This window comes from Serratia sp. 22278 (assembly GCF_052045405.1).
In the GTDB taxonomy this organism is placed as follows: domain Bacteria; phylum Pseudomonadota; class Gammaproteobacteria; order Enterobacterales; family Enterobacteriaceae; genus Serratia; species Serratia marcescens.
This window is the reverse complement of record NZ_JBQEOW010000008.1, coordinates 36660-57401: the sequence shown is the minus strand read 5'-3', so window position 1 is coordinate 57401 and position 20742 is coordinate 36660. Positions and strand designations below refer to the sequence as shown.

28 protein-coding genes and 1 other RNA gene are annotated in these 20742 nt (G+C 59.6%); 12 read left to right on the top strand and 17 right to left on the bottom strand.

Annotation, left to right across the window (positions count from 1 at the left end; translation table 11 throughout):
• Positions 1–200 precede the first annotated feature (200 nt).
• The gene (gene ung, locus ACTJJ6_RS15815) at positions 201–884 is read left to right on the top strand and encodes a uracil-DNA glycosylase (RefSeq protein ID WP_004929112.1); all 684 of its coding nucleotides are present in this window, start codon (positions 201–203) and stop codon (positions 882–884) included.
• 56 nt (positions 885–940) lie between these two features.
• On the opposite strand, the gene grpE is transcribed toward ung, so the two are convergent.
• Entirely contained in the window at positions 941–1525 is a 585-nt protein-coding gene (grpE, locus tag ACTJJ6_RS15810) for a nucleotide exchange factor GrpE (RefSeq protein WP_016929801.1), read from the bottom strand.
• A 125-nt stretch (positions 1526–1650) separates the two neighbouring features.
• On the opposite strand from grpE, the gene nadK reads away from it, so the two are divergent.
• From nadK to bamE, 3 genes are all read left to right on the top strand, one after another.
• Positions 1651–2529, top strand: coding sequence for an NAD(+) kinase (gene nadK, locus ACTJJ6_RS15805; RefSeq protein ID WP_004929107.1), 879 nt, complete (start codon positions 1651–1653; stop codon positions 2527–2529).
• An 86-nt stretch (positions 2530–2615) separates the two neighbouring features.
• A complete protein-coding gene (gene recN, locus ACTJJ6_RS15800) occupies positions 2616–4277 on the top strand; it encodes a DNA repair protein RecN (RefSeq protein WP_049300034.1) in 1662 nt (553 codons plus the stop codon).
• A gap of 240 nt (positions 4278–4517) precedes the next feature.
• On the top strand, positions 4518–4856 hold the full coding sequence (gene bamE / locus ACTJJ6_RS15795) for an outer membrane protein assembly factor BamE (protein WP_004929101.1): 339 nt from the start codon (positions 4518–4520) through the stop codon (positions 4854–4856).
• A 118-nt stretch (positions 4857–4974) separates the two neighbouring features.
• On the opposite strand, the gene ACTJJ6_RS15790 is transcribed toward bamE, so the two are convergent.
• Together ACTJJ6_RS15790 and ACTJJ6_RS15785 are read right to left on the bottom strand one after the other, a co-directional pair.
• A complete protein-coding gene (locus ACTJJ6_RS15790) occupies positions 4975–5259 on the bottom strand; it encodes an RnfH family protein (protein WP_049300035.1) in 285 nt (94 codons plus the stop codon).
• Entirely contained in the window at positions 5252–5686 is a 435-nt protein-coding gene (locus ACTJJ6_RS15785) for a type II toxin-antitoxin system RatA family toxin (RefSeq protein WP_004929096.1), read from the bottom strand. The genes ACTJJ6_RS15790 and ACTJJ6_RS15785 overlap by 8 nt, the downstream gene beginning before the upstream one ends.
• 161 nt (positions 5687–5847) lie before the next feature.
• Here ACTJJ6_RS15785 and smpB point away from each other — a divergent pair, with 161 nt between their 5' ends.
• Together smpB and ssrA are read left to right on the top strand one after the other, a co-directional pair.
• On the top strand, positions 5848–6330 hold the full coding sequence (smpB, locus tag ACTJJ6_RS15780) for an SsrA-binding protein SmpB (protein WP_004929094.1): 483 nt from the start codon (positions 5848–5850) through the stop codon (positions 6328–6330).
• A gap of 49 nt (positions 6331–6379) precedes the next feature.
• Positions 6380–6743, top strand: a transfer-messenger RNA (tmRNA) gene (ssrA, locus tag ACTJJ6_RS15775).
• Positions 6744–6876: 133 nt separating this feature from the next.
• On the opposite strand, the gene ACTJJ6_RS15770 is transcribed toward ssrA, so the two are convergent.
• Genes ACTJJ6_RS15770 through ACTJJ6_RS15760 form a run of 3 tightly spaced genes read right to left on the bottom strand, consistent with a single transcriptional unit; the run spans position 6877 to position 9059 of the window.
• A complete protein-coding gene (locus ACTJJ6_RS15770) occupies positions 6877–8013 on the bottom strand; it encodes an HlyD family secretion protein (RefSeq protein WP_131165094.1) in 1137 nt (378 codons plus the stop codon).
• 9 nt (positions 8014–8022) lie between these two features.
• Positions 8023–8367: a DUF3302 domain-containing protein gene (locus ACTJJ6_RS15765; protein ID WP_004929008.1), complete on the bottom strand. Its 345-nt coding sequence runs from the start codon at positions 8365–8367 to the stop codon at positions 8023–8025.
• 38 nt (positions 8368–8405) lie between these two features.
• A complete protein-coding gene (locus tag ACTJJ6_RS15760) occupies positions 8406–9059 on the bottom strand; it encodes a DUF3313 domain-containing protein (protein WP_004929005.1) in 654 nt (217 codons plus the stop codon).
• A 135-nt stretch (positions 9060–9194) separates the two neighbouring features.
• On the opposite strand from ACTJJ6_RS15760, the gene ACTJJ6_RS15755 reads away from it, so the two are divergent.
• A complete protein-coding gene (locus ACTJJ6_RS15755) occupies positions 9195–10130 on the top strand; it encodes a LysR family transcriptional regulator (RefSeq protein ID WP_049300037.1) in 936 nt (311 codons plus the stop codon).
• Between the two features lie 55 nt (positions 10131–10185).
• Here the strand turns inward: ACTJJ6_RS15755 and ACTJJ6_RS15750 are convergent, their stop codons facing one another.
• The 3 genes from ACTJJ6_RS15750 to ACTJJ6_RS15740 all read right to left on the bottom strand — a co-directional run bounded on the left by ACTJJ6_RS15750 (position 10186) and on the right by ACTJJ6_RS15740 (position 12900).
• Positions 10186–11799, bottom strand: coding sequence for a DUF2534 family protein (locus ACTJJ6_RS15750; protein WP_116404021.1), 1614 nt, complete (start codon positions 11797–11799; stop codon positions 10186–10188).
• A gap of 119 nt (positions 11800–11918) precedes the next feature.
• On the bottom strand, positions 11919–12335 hold the full coding sequence (locus ACTJJ6_RS15745; protein WP_228988444.1) for a DUF2946 domain-containing protein: 417 nt from the start codon (positions 12333–12335) through the stop codon (positions 11919–11921).
• 112 nt (positions 12336–12447) lie between these two features.
• On the bottom strand, positions 12448–12900 hold the full coding sequence (locus ACTJJ6_RS15740; protein WP_028127516.1) for a GNAT family N-acetyltransferase: 453 nt from the start codon (positions 12898–12900) through the stop codon (positions 12448–12450).
• A gap of 100 nt (positions 12901–13000) precedes the next feature.
• Between ACTJJ6_RS15740 and ACTJJ6_RS15735 the strand changes: the two genes are divergently transcribed.
• The gene (locus tag ACTJJ6_RS15735; protein ID WP_016929819.1) at positions 13001–13735 is read left to right on the top strand and encodes a class I SAM-dependent methyltransferase; all 735 of its coding nucleotides are present in this window, start codon (positions 13001–13003) and stop codon (positions 13733–13735) included.
• A gap of 73 nt (positions 13736–13808) precedes the next feature.
• On the opposite strand, the gene ACTJJ6_RS15730 is transcribed toward ACTJJ6_RS15735, so the two are convergent.
• Both ACTJJ6_RS15730 and ACTJJ6_RS15725 read right to left on the bottom strand, forming a co-directional pair.
• The gene (locus ACTJJ6_RS15730) at positions 13809–14306 is read right to left on the bottom strand and encodes a GNAT family N-acetyltransferase (protein ID WP_016929820.1); all 498 of its coding nucleotides are present in this window, start codon (positions 14304–14306) and stop codon (positions 13809–13811) included.
• 151 nt (positions 14307–14457) lie between these two features.
• Entirely contained in the window at positions 14458–14973 is a 516-nt protein-coding gene (locus ACTJJ6_RS15725; protein ID WP_049300410.1) for a DUF1543 domain-containing protein, read from the bottom strand.
• Between the two features lie 120 nt (positions 14974–15093).
• On the opposite strand from ACTJJ6_RS15725, the gene ACTJJ6_RS15720 reads away from it, so the two are divergent.
• Positions 15094–15276, top strand: coding sequence for a YodC family protein (locus ACTJJ6_RS15720; protein ID WP_016929823.1), 183 nt, complete (start codon positions 15094–15096; stop codon positions 15274–15276).
• A gap of 32 nt (positions 15277–15308) precedes the next feature.
• Here the strand turns inward: ACTJJ6_RS15720 and ACTJJ6_RS15715 are convergent, their stop codons facing one another.
• Both ACTJJ6_RS15715 and ACTJJ6_RS15710 read right to left on the bottom strand, forming a co-directional pair.
• Complete coding sequence (locus tag ACTJJ6_RS15715; RefSeq protein WP_049300411.1) at positions 15309–15587, bottom strand: GNAT family N-acetyltransferase; 279 nt, start codon at positions 15585–15587, stop codon at positions 15309–15311.
• Position 15588: 1 nt separating this feature from the next.
• On the bottom strand, positions 15589–15819 hold the full coding sequence (locus tag ACTJJ6_RS15710) for a (4Fe-4S)-binding protein (RefSeq protein ID WP_016929825.1): 231 nt from the start codon (positions 15817–15819) through the stop codon (positions 15589–15591).
• A 192-nt stretch (positions 15820–16011) separates the two neighbouring features.
• Here ACTJJ6_RS15710 and ACTJJ6_RS15705 point away from each other — a divergent pair, with 192 nt between their 5' ends.
• Positions 16012–16425, top strand: a complete 414-nt coding sequence (locus ACTJJ6_RS15705; RefSeq protein WP_016929826.1) for a DoxX family protein — start codon at positions 16012–16014, stop codon at positions 16423–16425.
• Between the two features lie 50 nt (positions 16426–16475).
• Here the strand turns inward: ACTJJ6_RS15705 and smrA are convergent, their stop codons facing one another.
• The gene (gene smrA, locus ACTJJ6_RS15700) at positions 16476–17048 is read right to left on the bottom strand and encodes a DNA endonuclease SmrA (RefSeq protein ID WP_049300412.1); all 573 of its coding nucleotides are present in this window, start codon (positions 17046–17048) and stop codon (positions 16476–16478) included.
• A 184-nt stretch (positions 17049–17232) separates the two neighbouring features.
• Between smrA and ACTJJ6_RS15695 the strand changes: the two genes are divergently transcribed.
• Together ACTJJ6_RS15695 and ACTJJ6_RS15690 are read left to right on the top strand one after the other, a co-directional pair.
• Positions 17233–17568: an MbeD/MobD family mobilization/exclusion protein gene (locus ACTJJ6_RS15695; RefSeq protein WP_004928976.1), complete on the top strand. Its 336-nt coding sequence runs from the start codon at positions 17233–17235 to the stop codon at positions 17566–17568.
• A 67-nt stretch (positions 17569–17635) separates the two neighbouring features.
• Complete coding sequence (locus tag ACTJJ6_RS15690; protein WP_025303978.1) at positions 17636–18082, top strand: DUF1198 family protein; 447 nt, start codon at positions 17636–17638, stop codon at positions 18080–18082.
• 25 nt (positions 18083–18107) lie between these two features.
• Here ACTJJ6_RS15690 and ACTJJ6_RS15685 read toward each other — a convergent pair whose 3' ends face one another.
• From ACTJJ6_RS15685 to ACTJJ6_RS15675, 3 genes are all read right to left on the bottom strand, one after another.
• Complete coding sequence (locus ACTJJ6_RS15685; RefSeq protein WP_016929830.1) at positions 18108–18446, bottom strand: DUF2002 family protein; 339 nt, start codon at positions 18444–18446, stop codon at positions 18108–18110.
• A gap of 102 nt (positions 18447–18548) precedes the next feature.
• Positions 18549–19721 carry an MFS transporter gene (locus ACTJJ6_RS15680; protein ID WP_016929831.1) on the bottom strand — a complete coding sequence of 391 codons (1173 nt, stop codon included), beginning with the start codon at positions 19719–19721 and terminating at the stop codon, positions 18549–18551.
• 90 nt (positions 19722–19811) lie between these two features.
• Complete coding sequence (locus ACTJJ6_RS15675; RefSeq protein WP_350024316.1) at positions 19812–20717, bottom strand: LysR family transcriptional regulator; 906 nt, start codon at positions 20715–20717, stop codon at positions 19812–19814.
• Positions 20718–20742: the final 25 nt, after the last annotated feature.

Below are 20742 nucleotides of genomic sequence, written 5' to 3'. Positions count from 1 at the left end.
GGGTAGGCGTAGGGCGTGAAGGGGCAAATTTATGTTTTATATCAATTTTCCCGCCGCGTTAAAAAACAATTATTTTTGTAAATTTTCAAAAATAATTGCATTACACGCGGCGACGAGAAATGAAAAGCGGGTTTCGCTGCGCGAGCCGACACGGTAAGCTATAGCCCATGAATTGCTAAAGAAAACAAAGGAGAGCGTTTATGGCCACCTCCCTCACCTGGCATGACGTGATCGGCAAAGAGAAAGAGCAGCCCTATTTTGTTGAAACGCTCGCCTTTGTTGCCGCTGAACGTCAGGCCGGTAAGACCATTTATCCACCGCAGAAAGACGTGTTCAACGCGTTCCGCTTTACCGAACTGGCGGACGTCAAGGTCGTCATCCTCGGCCAGGATCCGTATCACGGGCCCAATCAGGCGCATGGCCTCTCTTTCTCGGTGCGCCCCGGCGTGCCGGCGCCGCCGTCGCTGGTGAATATGTATAAAGAGCTGGCGACCGACATTCCCGGTTTCGAACGCCCGGATCACGGCTACCTGCAAAGCTGGGCCGAACAGGGGGTGCTGCTGCTCAACACCGTGCTGACGGTAGAGGGCGGCCGCGCGCACTCGCACGCCAATCTGGGCTGGGAAACCTTTACCGATAAGGTGATCGCCGCCCTGAACGAGAACCGCGAAGGCGTGGTGTTCCTGCTGTGGGGCTCGCACGCGCAGAAGAAAGGCAACTTTATCGACCGCAACCGCCACCACGTGCTGAAAGCGCCGCACCCATCGCCGCTTTCCGCCCACCGCGGTTTCCTCGGCTGCCGCCACTTCTCGCAGGCCAATCAGCTGCTGGAGCAGCAAGGGCTCACGCCGATCGACTGGATGCCACGCCTGCCGCAGGCGTAGCCCAGAGACAAGAAAGGCACCCTTGGGTGCCTTTCTTTATATCGTTGCCGGAGCGATTACGCCTTGGCCTTGGAGACCGCGACCATCGCAGGGCGCAGCAGGCGGCCGTTCAGCGTATAGCCTTTCTGCATCACCATCATCACGTGGTTCGGCTGGTGATCGGCGGATTCCATCATGCTCATCGCCTGATGCACTTCCGGGTTGAACGGCACGTTGACGTCGCCGACGATTTCGATGCCGTACTTGCGCACCACGTCCAGCAGCGATTTCAATGTCAGCTCGATGCCTTCAATCATTGCGGCCAGTTCCGGATTGTTTTTATCCGCCAGATCCAGCGCGCGCTCCAGGTTGTCGATCACCGGCAGCAGATCGCCGGAGAATTTCTCCAGGGCGAACTTGTGCGCTTTCTCGACGTCCAGTTCGGCGCGGCGACGGATGTTTTCCGCTTCCGCTTTGGCGCGCAGCAGGCTGTCGCGCTCTTGCTGCTGAGCTTCCGCCAGTTGGGCTTCCAGTTCGGCGATACGCGCATCGCGCAGATCGACGCCTTCCGCCGCTTCCGGCAGCGTATCCTCGTGATGAGCGTGTTGTTCCATTTCTTCCGAGACTTGCTCGTTTGGCGTCTTCTGTTCTTTACTACTCATGAATATCTCCGCGTTTTAGCATTAATCTCGCAACTTGGCTTATTATGGGGATCAAAACCGGGGTTTCAAGTCAACCGGTCACAATGTGGGGCATAAACGGGTCCCGGTGAGGAAAATCACAGCAAATGAATAAAAAATTCGCCTGTATTGGCATTGTTGGCCACCCGCGTCACCCTTCAGCGCTGGCAACCCACGAGATGCTGTTCCACTGGCTGGTCGCCCGCGGCTATTCGGTGATGGTCGAACGCCAAATCGCCCATGATTTGGGGCTGAAAGACGCCGTGACCGGCAGCCTGGCGGATATCGGCCAGCGCGCCGACCTGGCAGTGGTGGTCGGCGGCGACGGCAACATGCTCGGCGCCGCGCGCGTGCTGGCGCGCTATGACATCAAGGTGATCGGAGTCAACCGCGGCAACCTCGGCTTCCTCACCGATCTCGATCCCGACAACGCTCTGCAGCAGCTGGCGGACGTGCTGGAAGGCGAGTACATCGACGAACAGCGTTTCCTGTTGGAAACCATCGTGCATAAAGAGCACCAGCAGTGCCGCATCAGCACCGCCATCAACGAGGTGGTGCTGCACCCCGGTAAAGTGGCGCACATGATCGAATTCGAGGTGTACATCGACGACCGTTTCGCCTTCTCGCAGCGCTCCGACGGCCTGATCATCGCCACCCCGACCGGCTCCACCGCCTACTCGCTCTCCGCCGGCGGGCCGATCCTCACCCCGTCGCTGGAGGCGATCGCGCTGGTGCCGATGTTCCCGCACACCCTTTCCGCCCGGCCGCTGGTGATCAACGGCGACAGCACCATCCGCCTGAAGTTTTCGCAGATCGGCAGCGATCTGGAGATTAGCTGCGATAGCCAGATCGCGCTGCCGATCCAGGAAGGCGAAGAAGTGCTGATCCGCCGCAGCAACTTCCATCTGAACCTGATTCACCCGAAGGACTACAGCTATTTCAACACGTTAAGCACCAAGTTGGGCTGGTCTAAAAAATTGTTCTAAAATCTGCGCCGGCCACTTTACTGTATATAAAACCAGTTTATACTGTATGAAACTACAGTTATGTGTTTATACACAGGAAGGTTCCCATGCTGGCGCAATTAACCATCAGCAACTTTGCTATCGTTCGTGAGTTGGAAATCGATTTTCAACCGGGCATGACGGCGATCACCGGTGAAACCGGCGCCGGCAAATCCATCGCTATCGATGCGCTGGGGCTGTGCCTCGGCAACCGCGCCGACGGCAACGTGGTGCGCCTGGGAGCCGCCCGCGCCGACATCTGCGCCCGCTTCTCGCTGGCGGACACTCCGTCCGCGCGCGAATGGCTGGAGCAGAACCAGCTGGACGACAGCAACGAATGCCTGCTGCGGCGGGTGATCAACGCCGACGGCCGTTCGCGCGGCTTTATCAACGGCACCGCCGTGCCGCTGTCGCAGCTGCGCGAGCTGGGGCAACGCCTGATTCAAATCCACGGTCAACACGCCCATCAGCTGCTGCTCAAGCCGGAGCACCAAAAAGCGCTGCTCGACGCCTACGCCGACGAACCCGCCCTGCTGGCGGCGATGAGCCAGGCCTACCAACGCTGGCATCAGAGCTGCCGCGAGCTGGCGCACCATCAACAGCAGTCCATCGAGCGCGAAGCGCGCAAGCAGCTGCTGCAATACCAATTGAAAGAGCTGAATGAATTCGCGCCGCAGGCCGGCGAGTTCGAGCAGACCGACGCCGAGTACAAGCGCCTGGCCAACAGCGGCCAGTTGCTGACCCTCAGCCAGCAAGCGTTGCAGTTGCTGGCCGACAGCGACGAGAACAACATGCTCAGCCAGCTTTACAGCGCCAAACACCTGCTGCTTGAGCTGGCCGGGTTGGACGATAAGCTCAGCGGCCTGCTGGACATGCTGGAAGAGGCCTCTATCCAGATCAGCGAAGCCAGCGACGAGCTGCGCCATTACGCCGATCGCATGGATCTCGATCCCAACCGCCTGCACGAGCTGGAACAACGCCTGTCGCGCCAAATCAGCCTGGCGCGCAAACACCAGGTTGCGCCGGAGGAGCTGCCGCAGCTGCATCAGCAGTTGCTGGATGAACAGCAGTTGCTGTCTCAACAGGAAAGCGATCATGAACACCTGAACGAGGCGGTCACCCTGCATCACCAGCAGGCGCTGGCGCTGGCGGAAGAGCTGCACCAGAAACGCCTGCACTACGCCGCCGAGCTGACCACGCTCATTACCGACAGCATGCAGGCCCTCTCCATGCCGCACGGCAAATTCAACATCGACGTGCGCTTCGAACCGCAGCATCTGAGCGCCGAAGGGGCCAGCCGCACCGAGTTCTGCGTCTCCACCAACCCGGGGCAGCCGCTGCAGCCGCTGGCGAAGGTCGCCTCCGGCGGCGAGCTGTCGCGCATCGCGCTGGCCATTCAGGTGATCACCGCCCGCAAGATGGAAACCCCGGCGCTGATCTTCGATGAGGTGGACGTGGGCATCAGCGGCCCGACCGCCGCCATCGTCGGCCGTCTGCTGCGCCAGCTCGGCGAATCCACCCAGGTGATGTGCGTGACTCACCTGCCGCAGGTGGCCGGATGCGGGCATCAGCACCTGTTCGTCAGCAAGCAGACCGACGGCACGGTCACCGAAACCCAGATGGCGCCGCTGGATAAACGCGCCCGGCTGCAGGAGTTGGCGCGCCTGCTCGGCGGCAGCGAAGTCACCCGCAATACGTTGGCGAACGCCAAAGAACTGCTGGCGGCATAAAAAAGCTCAACTTTTTCACTTTCCTGCGGTCTGACAGTGACGCTGTTGGCCCGAGAAATATCTAAAGTGCGGCGCGGCGGTGATCCAAAGCCATCTCAACAGCCTGAAAAAGGCCAAGCGCTTGAGGTGCTAAAGGAAAGCCAATGCGTCGCAACGTGAAAGATGAAGGGTATAAAGGTTTCCAACTGCCGCAAGGTCTATTATCATCGGCATCCTATGCCCTAAAGGAATGTGATTACTATGCGCTGTAAAACGCTGACTGCCGCCGCTGTAGTTCTTGTGATGCTGACTGCAGGCTGTTCTACTTTTGAAAAGGTGGTTTATCGTCCTGACATCAACCAGGGGAACTACCTGACGTCGACCGACGTGGCGAAAATTCAGAAAGGGATGACCCAACAACAGGTCGCTTACACATTGGGCACCCCAATGCTGCAAGACCCGTTTGGAACGCAAACGTGGTTCTATGTATTCCGTCAGCAGCCTGGCCATGAAGATATCACCCAGCAGACGCTGACGCTGACCTTCGACAGCGCAGGCGTGTTGACCGATATCCAGAACAAACCGGCGCTGACCAAGTAATCGGCGTCGGCCGCTCTTCCGGCCCATGGGGGGGCATGGTGTTCCTCATGACAGTCGCAGGCTGCAACGCGGAAGAGAAAATCAATTTCAGATAAAAAAATAAGGCGCTTATAGCGCCTTATTTTTTTGCCTTTTCTGCCCGTTGCCGGCGCAGCTCTTTCGGATCGGCGATCAGCGGCCGGTAAATCTCCACCCGGTCGCCGTCGTTCAGCGTATCGCCCAGCTTGGCCGGGCGGCTGTAGATGCCGATTTTGTTGTTCTTGAGATCGATATCCTGGCGCAGCTCCAGCAGGCCCGAAGCCTGGATCGCCTGCTCAACGCTGCTGCCCTCGGCCAGCTTCACCTTGCGCAGGTACTGCCGCTCCGGCAAGGCGTACACCACCTCGACCTGGATGTCAGACACTGTAGACCTCTTTCGCCCGCTGGGTGAATGCCTGCACCATGCTGCCCGCCAGCTCTTTGAACACCTTGCCGAACGCCAGCTCAATCAGTTTGTTGGTGAACTCGAAGTCCAGGTGCAGCTCCACCTTGCAGGCCTCTTCGCTCAGCGGTGTGAACTGCCAACCGCCCATCAGCTTGCGGAACGGGCCATCGACCAGCTGCATATTGATGCTCTGGTTATCCAGCAGCGTATTGCGCGTGGTGAAGGTCTTGCTGATACCGGCCTTGGCGACGTCCACCGCGGCGGTCATCTCGTTGGAGGTAGCGTTAAGCACCCGGCTGCCAGTGCAGCCTGGCAGAAAATCGGGATAAGAATGAACATCGTTAACCAACTGATACATCTGCTCGGCGCTGAACGGCACTAATGCAGACCGACTGATCTGGGGCATATCATTTCCTGTAAGACATAAAACGTACAGATAATATCATTTATCTGGCGGCAAACAAAAAATCTGCTACGGGATGAGGGCACCAAAAATGCGAAAAATTGCGCAGGTGCTGAACGGGAAAGGATTTCTTTCGCTGAAGCATCCAGTATAATGAACGCACTATGACAAAGAAAAAAGCACACAAACCCGGTTCCGCCACCATTGCCCAAAACAAGCGCGCGCGTTTCGAATACTTCATTGAAGAAGAATTCGAGGCGGGCCTGTCGCTGCAAGGGTGGGAAGTTAAATCGCTGCGTGCAGGCAAAGCCAACCTCAGCGACAGCTACGTGACGTTCCGTGACGGTGAAGCCTACCTGTTTGGCGCCACCATCACCCCGCTCAACGTGGCTTCGTCGCATGTGGTGTGCGATCCGACGCGTACCCGTAAACTGCTGCTGAACCGACGCGAGCTGGACACCCTGCTCGGCCGCGTCAACCGCGAAGGTTACACCGTGGTGGCCTTGTCCCTGTATTGGAAAAATGCCTGGAGCAAGATCAAGATCGGCGTAGCCAAAGGCAAGAAAGAGCACGACAAACGCGATGACATCAAAGATCGCGAATGGCAGACGGCGAAAGCCCGTATCATGAAGCACGCCAATCGTTAAGCCGCTGGCTTATCGAGGTAAACTTCTGGTATACTGCACAAAGTTACTTGGGGCTGATTCTGGATTCGACGGGATTTGCGAAGCCCTAGGAGCATGCCGAGGGGCGGTTGGCCTCGTAAAAAGCCGCAAAAAAATAGTCGCAAACGACGAAAACTACGCTTTAGCAGCTTAATACCCTGCTTAGAGCCCTCTCTCCCTAGCCTCCGCTCTTAGGACGGGGATCAAGAGAGGTCAAACCCAAAAGAGATCGCGTGGATGTCCTGCCTGGGGCTGAAGCGTTAAACTCAATCAGGCTAGTCTGTCAGTAGCGTGTCCATCCGCAGCTGGCCGGCGAATGTAAAGATTGGACTAAGCATGTAGTGCCGACGGTGTAGTAATTTCGGACGGGGGTTCAAATCCCCCCAGCTCCACCAAATACGTCGCCAGTGAACCAGATAGACCCGGCGATAATAGCGAAAAAGCCCACAACTTCGGTTGCGGGCTTTTTTGTTTTTGTCGTATTCAGGGGCCAACCCAACGGCCCGGGCTGTTCCGGGCCAATGCGGGCTAGTGATCCAGATAGAGGTAGTGCAGCCAGCTGGTCATGCGCAGCAGCACTTTGCGCATCACGGAGACGTGCTCGAAGTGCCCGGTATAGACCGCCGCCTGGGCGCTCACGCCGTCGGGCAGATGATCCAGATCCGGGTTGGCAGCCAGATCGATCATTACGTACACCCCTTCCCGGCCCGGCGTGGCGCTCAGGCCCTGCAGTGCGCCGCTGGCCTGGTAGCTGCCGTCCGGTATCGCCGGCAACACCCGGCTCACGGTGCCGCCATAAACCTGTCCCGGCAAGCCGTTAAACACCACCTCAGCCTGATCCCCCTGCGCCAAGCGCAGGATTGCGTTCTGGCGGAATACCGCCACCACCTGGCGCTTTTGCTGCGGGATAAAGATCATCACCGGTTTGAACGGCAAGCGCACCGCCGCCGTGCCCGGCCGCGCCAGCACCTGCGTGACATAGCCATCGCTCGGCGCACGCACCACCGTTTGTTCCAGGTTGTAACGCGCTTCGGCTATTTGCGATTTCAGGCTGGCTATCGTGGCGTCTTCGCCGTCATAGCGCCCGGACAACCGCGCCTGTTCCTGTTGGAACTGGGCTTTCGCCGCCTGCAGCGCGGCGGATTGCGCCTGGTACTGCTGCTGCGCATGGCTGACGTCCTGCTCCGAGAATGGGTTGACCGGCATGGCCGCCCCTTTCGCGTAGCGCTGGTAATCCTTGCGGGCACGATCATACTCCGCGTTCGCCCGCTGCACGTTGGCGGCGGACTCGCTGAGCGCCGCCCGACGCATTCTGATCTCCGCCTCCGCCCCGGCCAGATCCGCCTCCAGCCTGGTGAGCCGCGCGCGGTAGCGGCTGTCGTCGAGCCGGAACAGCACCTCGCCTTTGCGCAGCAGCACGTTGGTTTTCTCCGTCACCTCAACGATCATGCCCGAGACCTGCGGCACCATCGGCACCGACACGGCAATTTTCTGCGCCCGATCGCTGTACGGATGGTTGTAGTTCATCGTCAGAATCAACGCGCCGACGATAACGATCCCGCCGAGTACGGCGGTCGGCACGGTCCATTTGTTGACCGGAATGCGGAACAGTTTAAATACGCCGTAGCTCAGCGCCACGTAGCTGAGAATAATGAGCAAATCCATAGGCTACGCTCAACTTACCGTGGGGCCGGGAACCGCCGTCGGCTTTTCCTGCAGGCGTTGTAATTCGGTTTCGAGCAGTGCGATGCGCGCCTGCAGATCCGTTGAGGATTCCGGCCTTTCACTCATGCCCCAGCCGCGTTCCGGCCGATAGAGCGTCGCCCAGATCCACAGCAGCGGCCAAATGGCGTGCAGCGTAAACAGGCTGACCCAACCGGCAACGTGAATCGCATCCTGATGCGGGTGTCGGCGCTTTTTCGCCAGCAAATAAGGAATGTCATGAATAATAATGACGCCGTAGAATAATATCAGGAATACCGCAATCAGTACGCCTAACGCAAAATAGTTAAGAAACATGTAAAGTCCTGGTTGAGAATAATGGAAATAAATAATCTCTATAGCGTGTTATATTGTCTGATGTCGTTGGCGATGGTATCGATGGCGTTCTTCACGTCGGTGACTTTCAGCTGTGCTTTCTCATTATTAAGATTTTCTCCCGAAGCCTTACGCACCACTTTAATCACCGGCTGGTTGGTCGCGGCATCGATAAACTCGCCTTCCATATAAACCGCGCTCTCCATGGTGCGGTGCCCGGTTACGCTTTGCGTGGCGGCGATCAGCAGCGTGATTGGCAAGACTTCATAGACCTGCAGCCCTTTCTTCTGCGTGTCGATCGCCGTGATGGCGCCGCGGAAGATCAGCGTATGCTCGCGCGGCATGTCCACCAGCGTAAAGTGGGTGCCCATCGCCTGTTTAAACTGCTGGTTGGTGTAATTCAGGATATTGTCGAGCGCGCGTTGGCTGACCATTTCGCTCGGTTTCGGCCGCGGGAAATAGATCATCGGTTGATACACCAGATATTGATAACGGGAAAAATCGACGCTCTGATCCTTCCAATATAAAACATCTTTACCGGACGCGGATTGGCCTTTGTTAATATCGTTATAATTGGTCAGAAAGGTCGAATATTTTTCTTTTTCGGTCACGGCGGACGAGCACGCGGCCAATAATAACAGCGCAGGTAAAATCACCGTTCTTGTTACTTTCATTGACGGATTTCTCTTTATTTATGTGGATAGCAAATAATCAAATCGAATGATACCCACCCGCCCGTGATAAGTCATATGACAATGCCGCCAAAGACGTATATCATTTTTGATATACATACTCATACGAGCCAGCCAGTGAAAGAGAAAGACTTCCGTATTGAAGAGCTCAGGATTGTAAGCGTCATCGCCGAAACGGCGAGCGTCAGCAAAGCGGCGCAGCTGCTGGATATGCCGCAGTCCAACGTGTCGCGGGCGCTCACCTCACTGGAACGCCGGCTGGGTCTGGAACTGTTTCTGCGCGGCCCGCGCACTCTGTCACTGACCGAGTTCGGCGAACAATTCTTGCGCCGCGCCTCGCAGTTGCTGAACGAGCATAGCGATCTGCTCGATATGGCCGGCACCTATAAGCGCAGTATGAGCGGCATGGTCACGCTCGGCGCGCCGATAGGCATCCACGCTTTCCTGGCCAGCTATTTGCTGCCGCCGCTGCTGCACGCTGCGCCGGCGCTGACTGTCGATCTGGTGACCCGCAACCCCGATGAACGTGAGAAAAAATATGGCGCAGTATTCGACAGCGACTGCGATTTGCTGATCAGCTTTTTCCAGCCGCAAAACGAAAGCCTGATCGCCAGGCCCTTTACCCGTTTTCGCGTCGGGCTGTTCGCCGCGCCGGATTACATCGCCCGCATGCCGTTGAAGGAGCTGGATGAACTGTCGCAGCATCGCTGCATTACCTTGCGTATGCTGGGCGGCATCCGCAATACCTGGAGCGGCTACAATGCTCAGGGGGAGTTGGTGCAGGTCGAGATCAACGGCGCCAGCGTCTGCGATAACATTCTGCCGGCGATCGAGCTGGCCAAACAGGGCCTGGGCATCGTCTACGCCCCGTATTATTCCGTGGCCGCCGAGCTGGATGCCGGCACACTGCAGCCTTGCCTGGCGCGCGAGCGCGGCATCGATATGCAGGCCTACCTGATCTACCGCCGGCGAGGCGTGTTGCCGCACCGCGTGCAGGTGACGATGGACAGCATCATGGAAAGCGTCAAACTGCACGCGCACCGGCTGATGTAACCAAGAAAAACCCCGCCGCAGCGGGGTTGAACGCCTCACATCGGCGCAAAATACCTCACCGCCCCTCTTTTTCCCCCAGGAAGAAATACCACAGCGGAATGGAAAGCAGCAGGGTGAACACCAGCGTATACAGCAGCACCATCAGGCTCTGCATGATCACCATCTGTGCGCTCCAGTCACCGATCGGCAGCTGAAACTGTTCGACGGTGCCGCCGAGGATCGCCCGGCCCATCACGCAGCCGACCGCCACCGCCACTGTCGCCACCGCCGCGCGGAACTTGCGCACCTCGGCGCGGCGGGCGGCCGCTTCCGGCGTTTCATCCCGCTGGCCTTGCCGCTGGCCGCGCCAGCGCCATACGTCCACCAGCAGCAACGCCGCGAGGCTCACCCCCATTACCGGCAGGCAATAACCCAGCGCCGCTGCTACCAGCAGCGTGCCGGCGCGCGCAGGCAGGGAAAGCGCCAGCCAGGCGGCAACCAGCGTATGCACCGGATGCTGCGCACCCGCCGCCGGGCGGCGACTCCACCACATGCGGTAACCCAGCACAATCATCAGGCACAGCCCGAGGCCGAACGCCGCCAGCAGCAGCTGATTCGGCAAGCCGAACAGAATGCCCATGTGGGCGTCGATGCCCCAACGGGTCAGCTTGGCGATGAGCGGGAAGGTCTCGAACCGCACCTGATCGACGACAGTGAAGCTTTGCGGCGCGATGGCGACCGCGTCCACCTGCGTCGGCCAGCTACGATCTACTTCGGTCACCGTCCAGGCTTTGCCCTCGCCTTTCGGCTGGCGCAGCTCGACCTTAGCGGCGTCTATTCCGGCGGCGCGCGCAGCGTGCAGCGCCCGATCCCAGTCGCCATTCAGCGCATTGGTCTGTGCGGCAGGGTTCATCTTCATGCCCGGCATCATACCGCGGTGCTCGGCGTGCGGATCGGCCGGCGTCTGCGGCGCATCGGCCTGCAGGCTGGCGTTGACCTGCGGCGTCAGCCAGCCCAGGTTGGCCCGCAGCGTGTCGATGTTGCCGCCGGCCCACTGCGACCAGGTCAGCCCGGTGGCCGAGAAGAACAGCAGCCCGGCCAGCAGCGCCACGCCCAGCGTGATATGCCAATGGCGGCTGGCGGCAAAGCCCCCTTTCGCCCTTTTCAGCTTGCGCTTCGGCCGCGTCGCCAGCCACAGCGCCACGCCGCCCAGGGCGGCCACCCACAGCCAAGAGGCCGCCAGCTCGCTGTAGTTGCGCCCCAGATCGCCAAGCAGCAGGCTGCTGTGCAGTTTGTCCAGCCAGGTGCGCAGCGGCAGCACGCCAGAGGTGCCGTACACCGTCATATCACCCTTGATCGCCAGGGTGTAAGGATCGACAAACAGCGCGCGCGACTCGGAAGCGCCCAGATCGGCACTCGCGAACTGTACGCGCGTGGTGTCCATTGCGCCGGGTGCCGGACGCACGGCGTAAATGCGCGCCTCGTCACCCGCCACACGGCGGGCGGCGGCGATCTGGTCGGCCAGCGGTCTCGCGTGCCCGTGCGGCTCGGTAGACAGCGCATCGCGATACAGCGCCTCTTCAAGCTGCGGGGTCAGCACATACAGCGTGCCGGTCAGTGCGGCGACCAGAATAAAAGGGGCGACCAGCAGGCCGATATAAAAATGCAGCCGTCTGATCAGGTTCAGCATCGCGCCTCTCGGCGATGCGGCAGGTGGAGTTTTGGTTATCGAAGACATGGCCTTTCTCGTTTTTCAAACTGTGCGCGCAGGCAAACCGTCCGCAGCGATACGAACGGCGTTACCCATGATCAAGCAATAAGGAAAAACGGCTGGCCGGGCGGCCCGCGCGGGCTTGGCCGCAGAGCAAGGCGCCGAATGGGCGGGGGGACGATGCGCGGCGCGCAAGGCAGGCGCGCGATACGCGTCATCAGCCACAGCAGCGGGACGAATACCCACAACAGCAGCGGCACATGGATCAGCAGCTCGCAGTAGCCGCAGAAAATCATCTCCGCCGAGTCCATGCCGTGGTGGCCGGCATGCTCGGCGGCGGGCATCGCCATCCCGTGCATGTCGTGCGGCATGGCGGCGTCCGTTTGCATCATGCCGCCCATCATCTGATGGTGCATCAGCGATTTCGACACCACCGGCGCCACAAACAGCAACAGCACCGCCATAATGGCGATGCAGGCGGTGAAGCGTTGCGGTAGCTGGCGTGGCACTCTCATCGCGGCGGCGAATTAACCCGGTCGGTGGCGAACAAGCGGCCAGTGTAACCCGCGAAGCGCGATGAGGTGAAAGAAAAGTCAGATTTGTCTTGCTCGCCCCCGGCGGCGGTGATCACAGCACCCGCGAATAGACCCGCGAGGCCTCGCCCCATGGGTGATAGCCGAGCCCGTTATAAACGAAGCCATTACGCTCGTAGTACCCTTCCAGATCGGTGCAAAGGTGCAGTTGCGGGAAACCCAGCCGGCGGGTTTCCGCCGCTACATGCTCAATCAGTTTGGCGCCGTAGCCCCTGCCGCGCTGCGTCTCTTCTACGTAGAGCGCGCACAGCCAGGGATACAACTCCCCACGGCTGATAAAGTCGTTGGTGATGAGCCCCGCGCAGCCGAGGATTAGGTTATTTTCCATCAGCAGGTACCACTGCGGCAGCGGGTTGGCAGCGCCGAGGCTGCGGTTGATGGCGTCTTCATACATCATCAGCGTCTCTGCCGTGGCCCAGTGCCGCTGAAAATACGCAATGGCGCGCGGCGCCAGCTCGGGCGCTTGCCGCACCGAAATCATGTCCATCGTCATTCCCGTTATTCATGTTGTCAGCGTAGAATTATGCAGCAATATGCATGGTATGGCAGCGGCATTCCGCCGCCGTCATTCACCCCAAGGAGTCATCATGACGCAAAATATCTATGACAATCAGGCTTTCTTCGACGGCTATGCGCAGCTCAGCCGCTCGCAGCACGGTCTGGACGGCGCGCCGGAATGGCCCGCCATCCGCCGCATCCTGCCAGATTTGCAGGGAAAAAGTGTGGTCGATCTCGGCTGCGGCTACGGCTGGTTCTGCCGCAGCGCGCGCGAACAGGGCGCAGCCAGCGTGCTGGGGCTGGACGTTTCGGAAAAAATGCTGGCCAAGGCGCGGGAGATGACCGCCGACGCGGGCATCGAGTATCGTCGGCAGGATTTGGCGCAGCTGCAGCTGCCTGTGAACCGTTACGATCTGGTCTACAGCTCGCTGACGCTGCACTACCTCGAGGATTTGTCCGCGCTGTTCGCCACGGTGTACGCCGCGCTGAAACCTGGCGGGCAGTTCATCTTCACCGCCGAGCACCCGATCTACACCGCCCCGGCGCAGCAGGGCTGGCTGACCGACGGCAACGGGCAGAAATCCTGGCCGGTCAACGGTTACCAGCGAGAAGGCCAGCGCGTTTCCAACTGGCTGGCGGAAGGCGTCATCAAGCAGCACCGCACGCTTGGCGGCTATATCAACCCGCTGGCGCAGCAAGGGTTTATCATCCAGCATTTGAACGAATGGGGCCCCAGCGCGCAGCAAATCGCCGCTAACCCGGCGCTGGACGAAGAGCAGGAGCGCCCGATGATCTTCATTCTCGCCGCCCGCAAACCCGCCTGATCCTGACCTGATTCACCCGCAGTAAACCGATCACACCACCACAGTTGGGGAGGCCGCCTCCCCCCAATGACGGTTACGCCGGCAGCGCCGCCCCGTGCGCCGCGAAGTACGTCAGCGCCTCGCCCTCCATACGATAACGCACCCACTCGCCCTGCGGCTGCGCGCCGATGCTGAGGTAGAAATCGATGGCCGGTTGGTTCCAGTCCAGCACGCTCCACTCCAGGCGGCCGCACTGCCGTTCGCACGCCAGCCGGGCGATGTGCCGCAGCAGCGTTTTACCGGCGCCCGCGCCGCGATGCTTCGGCGCCACGTACAGGTCTTCCAGATAGATGCCGTTTTTACCCAGCCAGGTGGAGTAACTCATAAAGAACACCGCATAACCCGCCGGCTCGCCGTTCACCGTACAAATCAGCGCTTCGGAACAGGCGCCCGGCCCAAACAAGCTGCGTTCGATGTCTTCCACGCTGGCCAGCACCTGCTCGCGCGCCTTTTCGTACACCGCCAGCTCGATAATCATATCCAGAATCAGTTTGGCGTCGCTTTTTTGCGCCGGGTAAATCTCAATGGTCATGGTAAATCCTGGGCGTGTTGATGACTGTGCTTGCCAGCATACAGCGCCTCTCATGCTGCATGAACGGCATTTTCATCAACAGGTAATGAATATCATGCATCTGGATCTGAAACGCCGCGATCTCAACCTGCCGCAGGTGTTCGAAGCGGCGTTATAGCGCGGGTTCGCCGATTGGCAGATACCCCTGCCACAGCGGCCGGGCCGGTTTCCCGTGCGGGTTGGCCCGCAGATGAACGTGGTAGCCCTGCAGCGCCTGCAGTAGCAGGCAGTCGTCCACCTCAGCCAGATCATCTTTGTGCTGCTGCACGCTGTCCGTCAGCAGCGCCCGTTTGGCTTTCTCCTTCGCCTCGTCGGCGGAGCGCGCCACAAAAAGGCCGAACTGGTGCAATTCCGCCAGCTCATCGCTGCGGTAACCGCCCACGTTAACGAAAAACAGCTTCTCTTCACCGGCGAACGGCGCAGACTCCAGGCTCACGTCGTAACCGTCCGCCCAGTCGATGCGCGCATAACCGTCGACATGCACCTTGCGCTTATCGCCGAACCACTTTTCGCGCAGCAGCGGATACGCCTCTTCCGGCCGATCCGCCGCCGCAAACTGCACGTCGTGCAACTCAATATTGGCGCCCGGCGCCGTACCGCCCACATAAAACATCAATAATCCCGGCATGTTAGTTTGCTCTCCTTGATGATAATCGCTATATAATTTAATACATAACGAAACGCCTGCCAACGGCGGCGCCATTCTGTGTTATCAATAGATGAGGTTTAATCTGTTGTGGAGGAACGCATGGCATTCAATATCGGTGATTTTGTACAACGCACCACCGGCGGCCCGAAGATGACCGTGGTGGCGATCGACGGCGAAACCCTGGTTTGCAGCTGGAATGAACTGGGTAAAGAGCAGCGTACGGAGGTGCAGGCCAACGAGGTGGCGCTGTACCACGAAGACGGCGATTTCGGCGTCTGCTGAATGATCGGGGCGCGCCGCGCCCCGTTATCGCCTCAGGCGCGAATGTCCTGATAGGCTGGGGTGGTATCGAACTCATGCTTGGCGAACGGGCATAGCGGAATGATTTTACGCTGCTCCGCGCGCATTTTCTCCACCACCAGCGCCACCAGCTTTTTGCCGACGCCCTGCCCCTTCAATGACTCATCCACCCAGGTGTGATCGATAATGGTCAGCCTGTCGCCGCTCGGCACGAAAGAGATCTCGGCGATCAGCTTGCCGTGCTCGTCATTGATATAAAAACGCTTCTCGTCTGCCAGTATTTTATGTTCCATATTATTTCTCCCTATATTTCAGTGCGCCGCTGGGGCAAGTGTCGATAACGCGTTTCACTTCGGCCGCGTCGGCATTATCCGGCATAATCCACGGCCGGCGGTTCAGGGTAAAAATAGCCGCGTTGCCACGCACGCAGTTGGCGGAATGGCGGCATATCGCGCTGTTAAAATAAACGTCAATCTTGTCGCCGGAATAACGGCGGTAACCGGCGGCGGTCAATTCCTCATCCATCTTGGCCTCACATCGCCTGTTTTATTGTTTTTGCTCCAGGCTCAAGTATAGGCAATGCCGTCGGCTTCACCACGCGTCTCACCCAATGAAAAAAGTGGCGCAACCGCCCGTCGCCGCTAGAAAAAAACGTAAATTGTTCTAATCTTTAATCAGCAAGACAACATAATTCCGACAGTGGCTAAGGAGTTCGAAATGGGTGATAGCTCAAAAGACGGCGTAATTCTGCTGTCCCGCATTCTACTGATGGTTCTGTTTATCATTTTCGGCTGGATGAAACTGGTCAACTTCGGTGCGACCGTCACGGCGATGGAAGGCTATGGCACGCCGATGCCTTATTTGGCGGCGATCGTTGCCGTGGTGGTGGAGTTTATTTTCGGCATCGCGCTTATTCTCGGCCTGTTTACTCGGCCTATCGCGGTCATTTTCGCCCTGTATGTGTTGGGCACCGCGTTTATCGGCCATCCGTTCTGGAAAATGACCGGCATGGAAATGATGGGCAACGAAATCAACTTCTTTAAAAACATCAGCATCATTGGCGGTTTGCTGTTGCTGGCGGTAACCGGCGCCGGCCGTTATTCGCTGGACTATAAAATATTTAATAAATAATTCATCGATGGCCGGCGATATTCGCCGGCCATTTTATTTCGGCTATCCTTTCACCGGCTGCGCTTGGCGTGGCGCTCAAAGTTTTCTGCCTTGGCCTGCGCCGATTTACGCAGCGTGACATAGCAGGCGCCCTCGCCGCCGTCGCGCGGTAAGGCGCGGCAAAATGCCTGTACCTGTTCAAACTGCGCCAGCCACTTAGCGACGTAACTGCGCACGATATTCGGATGGCTTTCGTTCTGCCGCCCGCGGCCGTGCACGATCAGCAGTGAACGCAGGTTTTGCGCCTCCGCCTGCATAATGAAGCGAAACAGCGCCTGCCGGCTGGCTTCGACCGACTGACGCAGCAGGTTCAGCGATGCCTGCGGCGGGTAACGCCCGTTGCGCAGTTTGTCCAGCACGCCCTGCTGAATGCCTTCCCCTTTGAACTCCAGCGGCTGTTCACAGGGGATCACTTCGAGAAAATCGGTGCTGAGGAAGTTTTCCTGCCGCAGCCGCTGCGCGTCGCGCCGTGCGCTTTTGTCCACCGCCACCTGCGGCTTGAGGTACAGCGTCTGCCGTCCGCTCTCCAGCGGCACCACGTCCGCCATCGCCTGTTCAAAAAAGTCTTTTTCCTGCTCGCTCATGTTCCACCTCTCTTGAACGGCAGCCTTTACGGCTGGGAATGGGGTCGATTGTAAGACGCCTTGTCACGGTTGCAAGCCGGGAATTGTCAGCGGCATGTGTCTCATTTGTCGTCAACGGGTGAGCTTGCGAACAGTTTTCGCTATACTGCTAAGCCATCATTGAGTGCCGCAAAGGATCGAGCCCATGACAATGCGCGAGCTGGAAATCCAGTTTCAAAATGCGATGAATGAGTTGCAGAGCAGCTTCGAACGGCAACACCGCGAATGGCAGCAGAGCTACCAGGCGCTGCAGCAACTGCTGGAAGAAGCCAAACAGCGCGAAGCCGCGCTGCGGGCGCAGAATGAACAACTGGCGCGCAAACTGAGCACCGCCAGTTCGGTGCCGGAACAGCATGCGCTGGTCAAGCAGATCAAAATGCTCGGCGCCCATCTGGACGCGCTGGCCAAAGACGCGGCCACCTTCAATCACCACCTGCGCCAACAGAGCGCGGTCGGTAATTTCAGCGGCGAACAGCATTGATAGCGGGCGCTGTCGCACAGCGCCTCCCGCCCCTCTTCTGGCGTATTGAGAGTGTAATAAAGCCTAAATGACCTGGATCATCCTCGCCGCCCTGATCGTCGTATTCATTATCGGTTACCGCATCTTGACGTCCGACACCCGCAAAGCCATCGATTCGCTGGCCCATCTGCTGAGGGTCAAGCCGATGCTGATCGAATCGATGATCCAGGAAATGGGCGGCCGCCAAAGCCAGACCTTTATCCGCATGCTGAACAACGGCTACACCGAAGAGATGCACCAGGCGGCTTATCTGCTGTTCATCTACCTGACGTTCATCAAACAGGCGGACGACGAACAGATTGCCCTGTGGCGCGACGTGCTGCTGCGCGCCGGGCTGTCGCCGGAGCTGCATGCCGAGCACACCGAAGCGGCGCTGTTTTACTTCGCCGAGCTGGATATCGATGCGTTTGAACTGGCGCAGTTCCGCCGCGCCTACAACGAGCGTTTCAACCGCGAAGCGTTGGCGCACGGCTGATCGCGTCCCCCGGGCGGGGGACCGATTACAGGAACATGCTGTAGAGGTAGCGCGACAGCGCTTCGCGCGAGCTGAAGCCGTGTGCGATGCCGTAGCGCTGGTTCGGGGCGTCGCTGCTTAAATCCAGGGGAAACTCCAGATACTGCTCGCTGGTGCGCACCGGGGAGGTCGGCGTGGCGAAATGCACGCTTCTCTCTTTCAGCGCCGGGTGGATCACCAACGCGGTTCTGCCCATCCGCGCTTCGCGATTCACATACACATAATGCGTACCCTTGCGGTAGCCATAGGCCTGATCGGTGACATAATCACGCTCAAAGCCGGTATTCTCCAACACTTTAGCCACTTCATCCGGCCGTAAATACATCGATTCCTCCTCTCATTCTGGACCGCTGAGCGACCTTACCGTAATCATTCACCGAAACAATGATTTTCTGGGGAGGAATCCGGGTTTCGGACTATTCCTGAATCAGGCCCGGCGGCGCTGCAGCAGGCGCAGGGTGAGCAGCACCCCGAGCGCCACCAGCAGCGCCGCCGCCAGATAAATCGACGGCACGCCCGCTTGTCCAATAAGCAGCCCGGCCAGCGGGCCGGTGATGCCCAACGCCAGGTCGAGGAACGCCGAATAGGTGCCGAGCGCCGTGCCCTGATTCTGCGGCGGCACCTGTTTCACCGCCTCAACGCCCAGCGCCGGGAACACCAGCGAAAAACCGGCGCCGGCCAGCAACGCGCCGGTTTGCACCATCCAGGGTTCGCCGGCCAGCCAGATCAACAGCAGCCCGACGATCTCGACCAGAAACGACGCCAGCGTCACCTTCAACCCGCCGTGGCGGTTAATGACGTTGCTGAAGATCAGGCGGATGCCGACGAAGGCGCAGCTGAACAGCGTCAGCGAAAACGCCGCGCCGCTCCAGCCTTTGTCGGCGTAGTAAAGGGTGATGAACGTGGCGATCACGCCGAAGCCGACGGTGCCCATCGCCAGCCCGAGACCATAGGCCCAGATGCGGCCGAACACCGCGCGGAAGGCGATGCGCTGCCCAGCCGCGATCGAGACGTCCGGCTTGCCGCTCGCCAACAGCAGCGCCACCGCGACCGCCAGCACAATCAGCGCCGCCACCCCGGCCAATCCCCACTGCTGGTTCAGATACACGCCGAGCGGCGCGCCGGCCGCCATCGCGCCGTAGGTGGCGACGCCGTTCCAGGAGATCACCCGCGCAGTGTGCATCGCCCCAACCCGGCCGATGCCCCACAGCGTGGAACCGGTGCTGGCGAAGCTTTCGCCGACGCCGAGAAACACCCGCCCCACGCACAGCAACAGCAGGCTGAGCCACGGGTAACCGTCAACGCCGAACGCCAGCGCGTAAAACAGGCCGCTGGCGCCGCAGCACGCCAGGCCGAATAGCACCACCTTCTTCGGCCCCAGCTGATCGGCGTAACGCCCGGCGTGCGGGCGGCTGAACAGCGTGGCGAAGTATTGCGCGCTGATGATAAGGCCCGCCAACACCGAGTTGTAGCCCAGGTGGTCATGCACAAATCCCGGCAACACCGCCAGCGGCAGGCCGATGGTCAGGTAGCAGACGAAGGTGAACATCACCACGGACAAAATACGTCGGTTCAGTTGGAAGTTATTTTCTGCGGTCATCGAAGGTGGCTCGCATCAGACGGGGTAGACGAAGCGTTCCAGCATACCCCGATGAGATTTGATGATAAATGAGAGAGTTATAACGAATTATTATTTCGCTAACGATTTTGCCGCCACCCGCGCGCGCAGAAAATCGATAAACGCCCGCACCTTTTCCGGCACGTGACGGGTATTCGGGTAGAGCGCATAGATGCTCTGCTCGGGGAAACGGTGATCCGGCAGCAACCGCTGCAACCTGCCGGCATCGATGTCGGGCTGCGCCAGCCACGCCGGCAGCAGCGCCACCCCGGCGCCATGCAGGGCGAACGCCAGCAATGCCGCGGCGCTGTCGCCGGTAAGCGTGGCGGCGTCCGCGACCTTGAACAGCACCGCTTCGCGCTGCGGCGTGACCACCTGCCAACTGAGCGGCGAACTGAGCCGGCTGTGGGCGATCCACTGCGCCTGCGCCAGATCAGTCAGCGAATGAATCGGCCGCTCGGCCAGATAATCCGGCGACGCCACCGGAAAAATGGCGAAGCTGTCAATTAGCGCCGCGCGGTGGCTGGAATCCGTCAGCTGGCCCAAGCGGATCGCCACGTCGAAGCGCTCCGAAATCAGATCGGCATGATAGGAAGAAGACACATGCTGGATACGCAGGCGCGGATGCTGGCGCGAAAATGCCGCCAGCGCCGGCGCCACCACCTGCGCGCCGTACTCCGGCGTGCTGGTGATGCGCAGCACGCCGCTCAGCCCGTGATGATCGCGTCGCACGTCGTCCAGCACGTTTTCCGCCTCCTGCAACAATTGCTGGCTGCGCTGATAGAAGCGTTCGCCGGCATCGGTCAGCGACAATCGTCGGGTGCTGCGCGCCAGCAGTGACACCCCCAGCTCATTCTCCAGTTGCTTGACGTTAAAGCTCACCACCGCCTTGGTTTGCCCCAGCGCCGCCGCCGCCGCGGTAAAGCTGCCCGCTTCCACCACCGCCGCGAAGATCGCCAGACGCTGCAAATTCAGCATTTCGCCGCCCTTATTGTCAAAATCA

Bases quoted from the DNA above. Each gene is read 5' to 3' on its own strand.
- grpE (WP_016929801.1), bottom strand. From the start codon at position 1,525: ATGAGTAGTAAAGAACAGAAGACGCCAAACGAGCAAGTCTCGGAAGAA.
- nadK (WP_004929107.1), top strand. From the start codon at position 1,651: ATGAATAAAAAATTCGCCTGTATTGGCATTGTTGGCCACCCGCGTCAC.
- ACTJJ6_RS15685 (WP_016929830.1), bottom strand. From the start codon at position 18,446: ATGTATTTACGGCCGGATGAAGTGGCTAAAGTGTTGGAGAATACCGGC.
- ACTJJ6_RS15750 (WP_116404021.1), bottom strand. From the start codon at position 11,799: ATGCTGAACCTGATCAGACGGCTGCATTTTTATATCGGCCTGCTGGTC.
- bamE (WP_004929101.1), top strand. From the start codon at position 4,518: ATGCGCTGTAAAACGCTGACTGCCGCCGCTGTAGTTCTTGTGATGCTG.
- ACTJJ6_RS15690 (WP_025303978.1), top strand. From the start codon at position 17,636: ATGACCTGGATCATCCTCGCCGCCCTGATCGTCGTATTCATTATCGGT.
- ACTJJ6_RS15715 (WP_049300411.1), bottom strand. From the start codon at position 15,587: ATGGAACATAAAATACTGGCAGACGAGAAGCGTTTTTATATCAATGAC.
- smrA (WP_049300412.1), bottom strand. From the start codon at position 17,048: ATGAGCGAGCAGGAAAAAGACTTTTTTGAACAGGCGATGGCGGACGTG.
- ACTJJ6_RS15760 (WP_004929005.1), bottom strand. From the start codon at position 9,059: ATGAAAGTAACAAGAACGGTGATTTTACCTGCGCTGTTATTATTGGCC.
- ACTJJ6_RS15680 (WP_016929831.1), bottom strand. From the start codon at position 19,721: ATGACCGCAGAAAATAACTTCCAACTGAACCGACGTATTTTGTCCGTG.
- ACTJJ6_RS15705 (WP_016929826.1), top strand. From the start codon at position 16,012: ATGGGTGATAGCTCAAAAGACGGCGTAATTCTGCTGTCCCGCATTCTA.
- ACTJJ6_RS15720 (WP_016929823.1), top strand. From the start codon at position 15,094: ATGGCATTCAATATCGGTGATTTTGTACAACGCACCACCGGCGGCCCG.
- ACTJJ6_RS15725 (WP_049300410.1), bottom strand. From the start codon at position 14,973: ATGCCGGGATTATTGATGTTTTATGTGGGCGGTACGGCGCCGGGCGCC.
- ACTJJ6_RS15675 (WP_350024316.1), bottom strand. From the start codon at position 20,717: ATGCTGAATTTGCAGCGTCTGGCGATCTTCGCGGCGGTGGTGGAAGCG.
- smpB (WP_004929094.1), top strand. From the start codon at position 5,848: ATGACAAAGAAAAAAGCACACAAACCCGGTTCCGCCACCATTGCCCAA.
- ACTJJ6_RS15770 (WP_131165094.1), bottom strand. From the start codon at position 8,013: ATGGATTTGCTCATTATTCTCAGCTACGTGGCGCTGAGCTACGGCGTA.
- recN (WP_049300034.1), top strand. From the start codon at position 2,616: ATGCTGGCGCAATTAACCATCAGCAACTTTGCTATCGTTCGTGAGTTG.
- ung (WP_004929112.1), top strand. From the start codon at position 201: ATGGCCACCTCCCTCACCTGGCATGACGTGATCGGCAAAGAGAAAGAG.
- ACTJJ6_RS15710 (WP_016929825.1), bottom strand. From the start codon at position 15,819: ATGGATGAGGAATTGACCGCCGCCGGTTACCGCCGTTATTCCGGCGAC.
- ACTJJ6_RS15735 (WP_016929819.1), top strand. From the start codon at position 13,001: ATGACGCAAAATATCTATGACAATCAGGCTTTCTTCGACGGCTATGCG.
- ACTJJ6_RS15745 (WP_228988444.1), bottom strand. From the start codon at position 12,335: ATGAGAGTGCCACGCCAGCTACCGCAACGCTTCACCGCCTGCATCGCC.
- ACTJJ6_RS15740 (WP_028127516.1), bottom strand. From the start codon at position 12,900: ATGGACATGATTTCGGTGCGGCAAGCGCCCGAGCTGGCGCCGCGCGCC.
- ACTJJ6_RS15765 (WP_004929008.1), bottom strand. From the start codon at position 8,367: ATGTTTCTTAACTATTTTGCGTTAGGCGTACTGATTGCGGTATTCCTG.
- ACTJJ6_RS15730 (WP_016929820.1), bottom strand. From the start codon at position 14,306: ATGACCATTGAGATTTACCCGGCGCAAAAAAGCGACGCCAAACTGATT.
- ACTJJ6_RS15785 (WP_004929096.1), bottom strand. From the start codon at position 5,686: ATGCCCCAGATCAGTCGGTCTGCATTAGTGCCGTTCAGCGCCGAGCAG.
- ACTJJ6_RS15695 (WP_004928976.1), top strand. From the start codon at position 17,233: ATGACAATGCGCGAGCTGGAAATCCAGTTTCAAAATGCGATGAATGAG.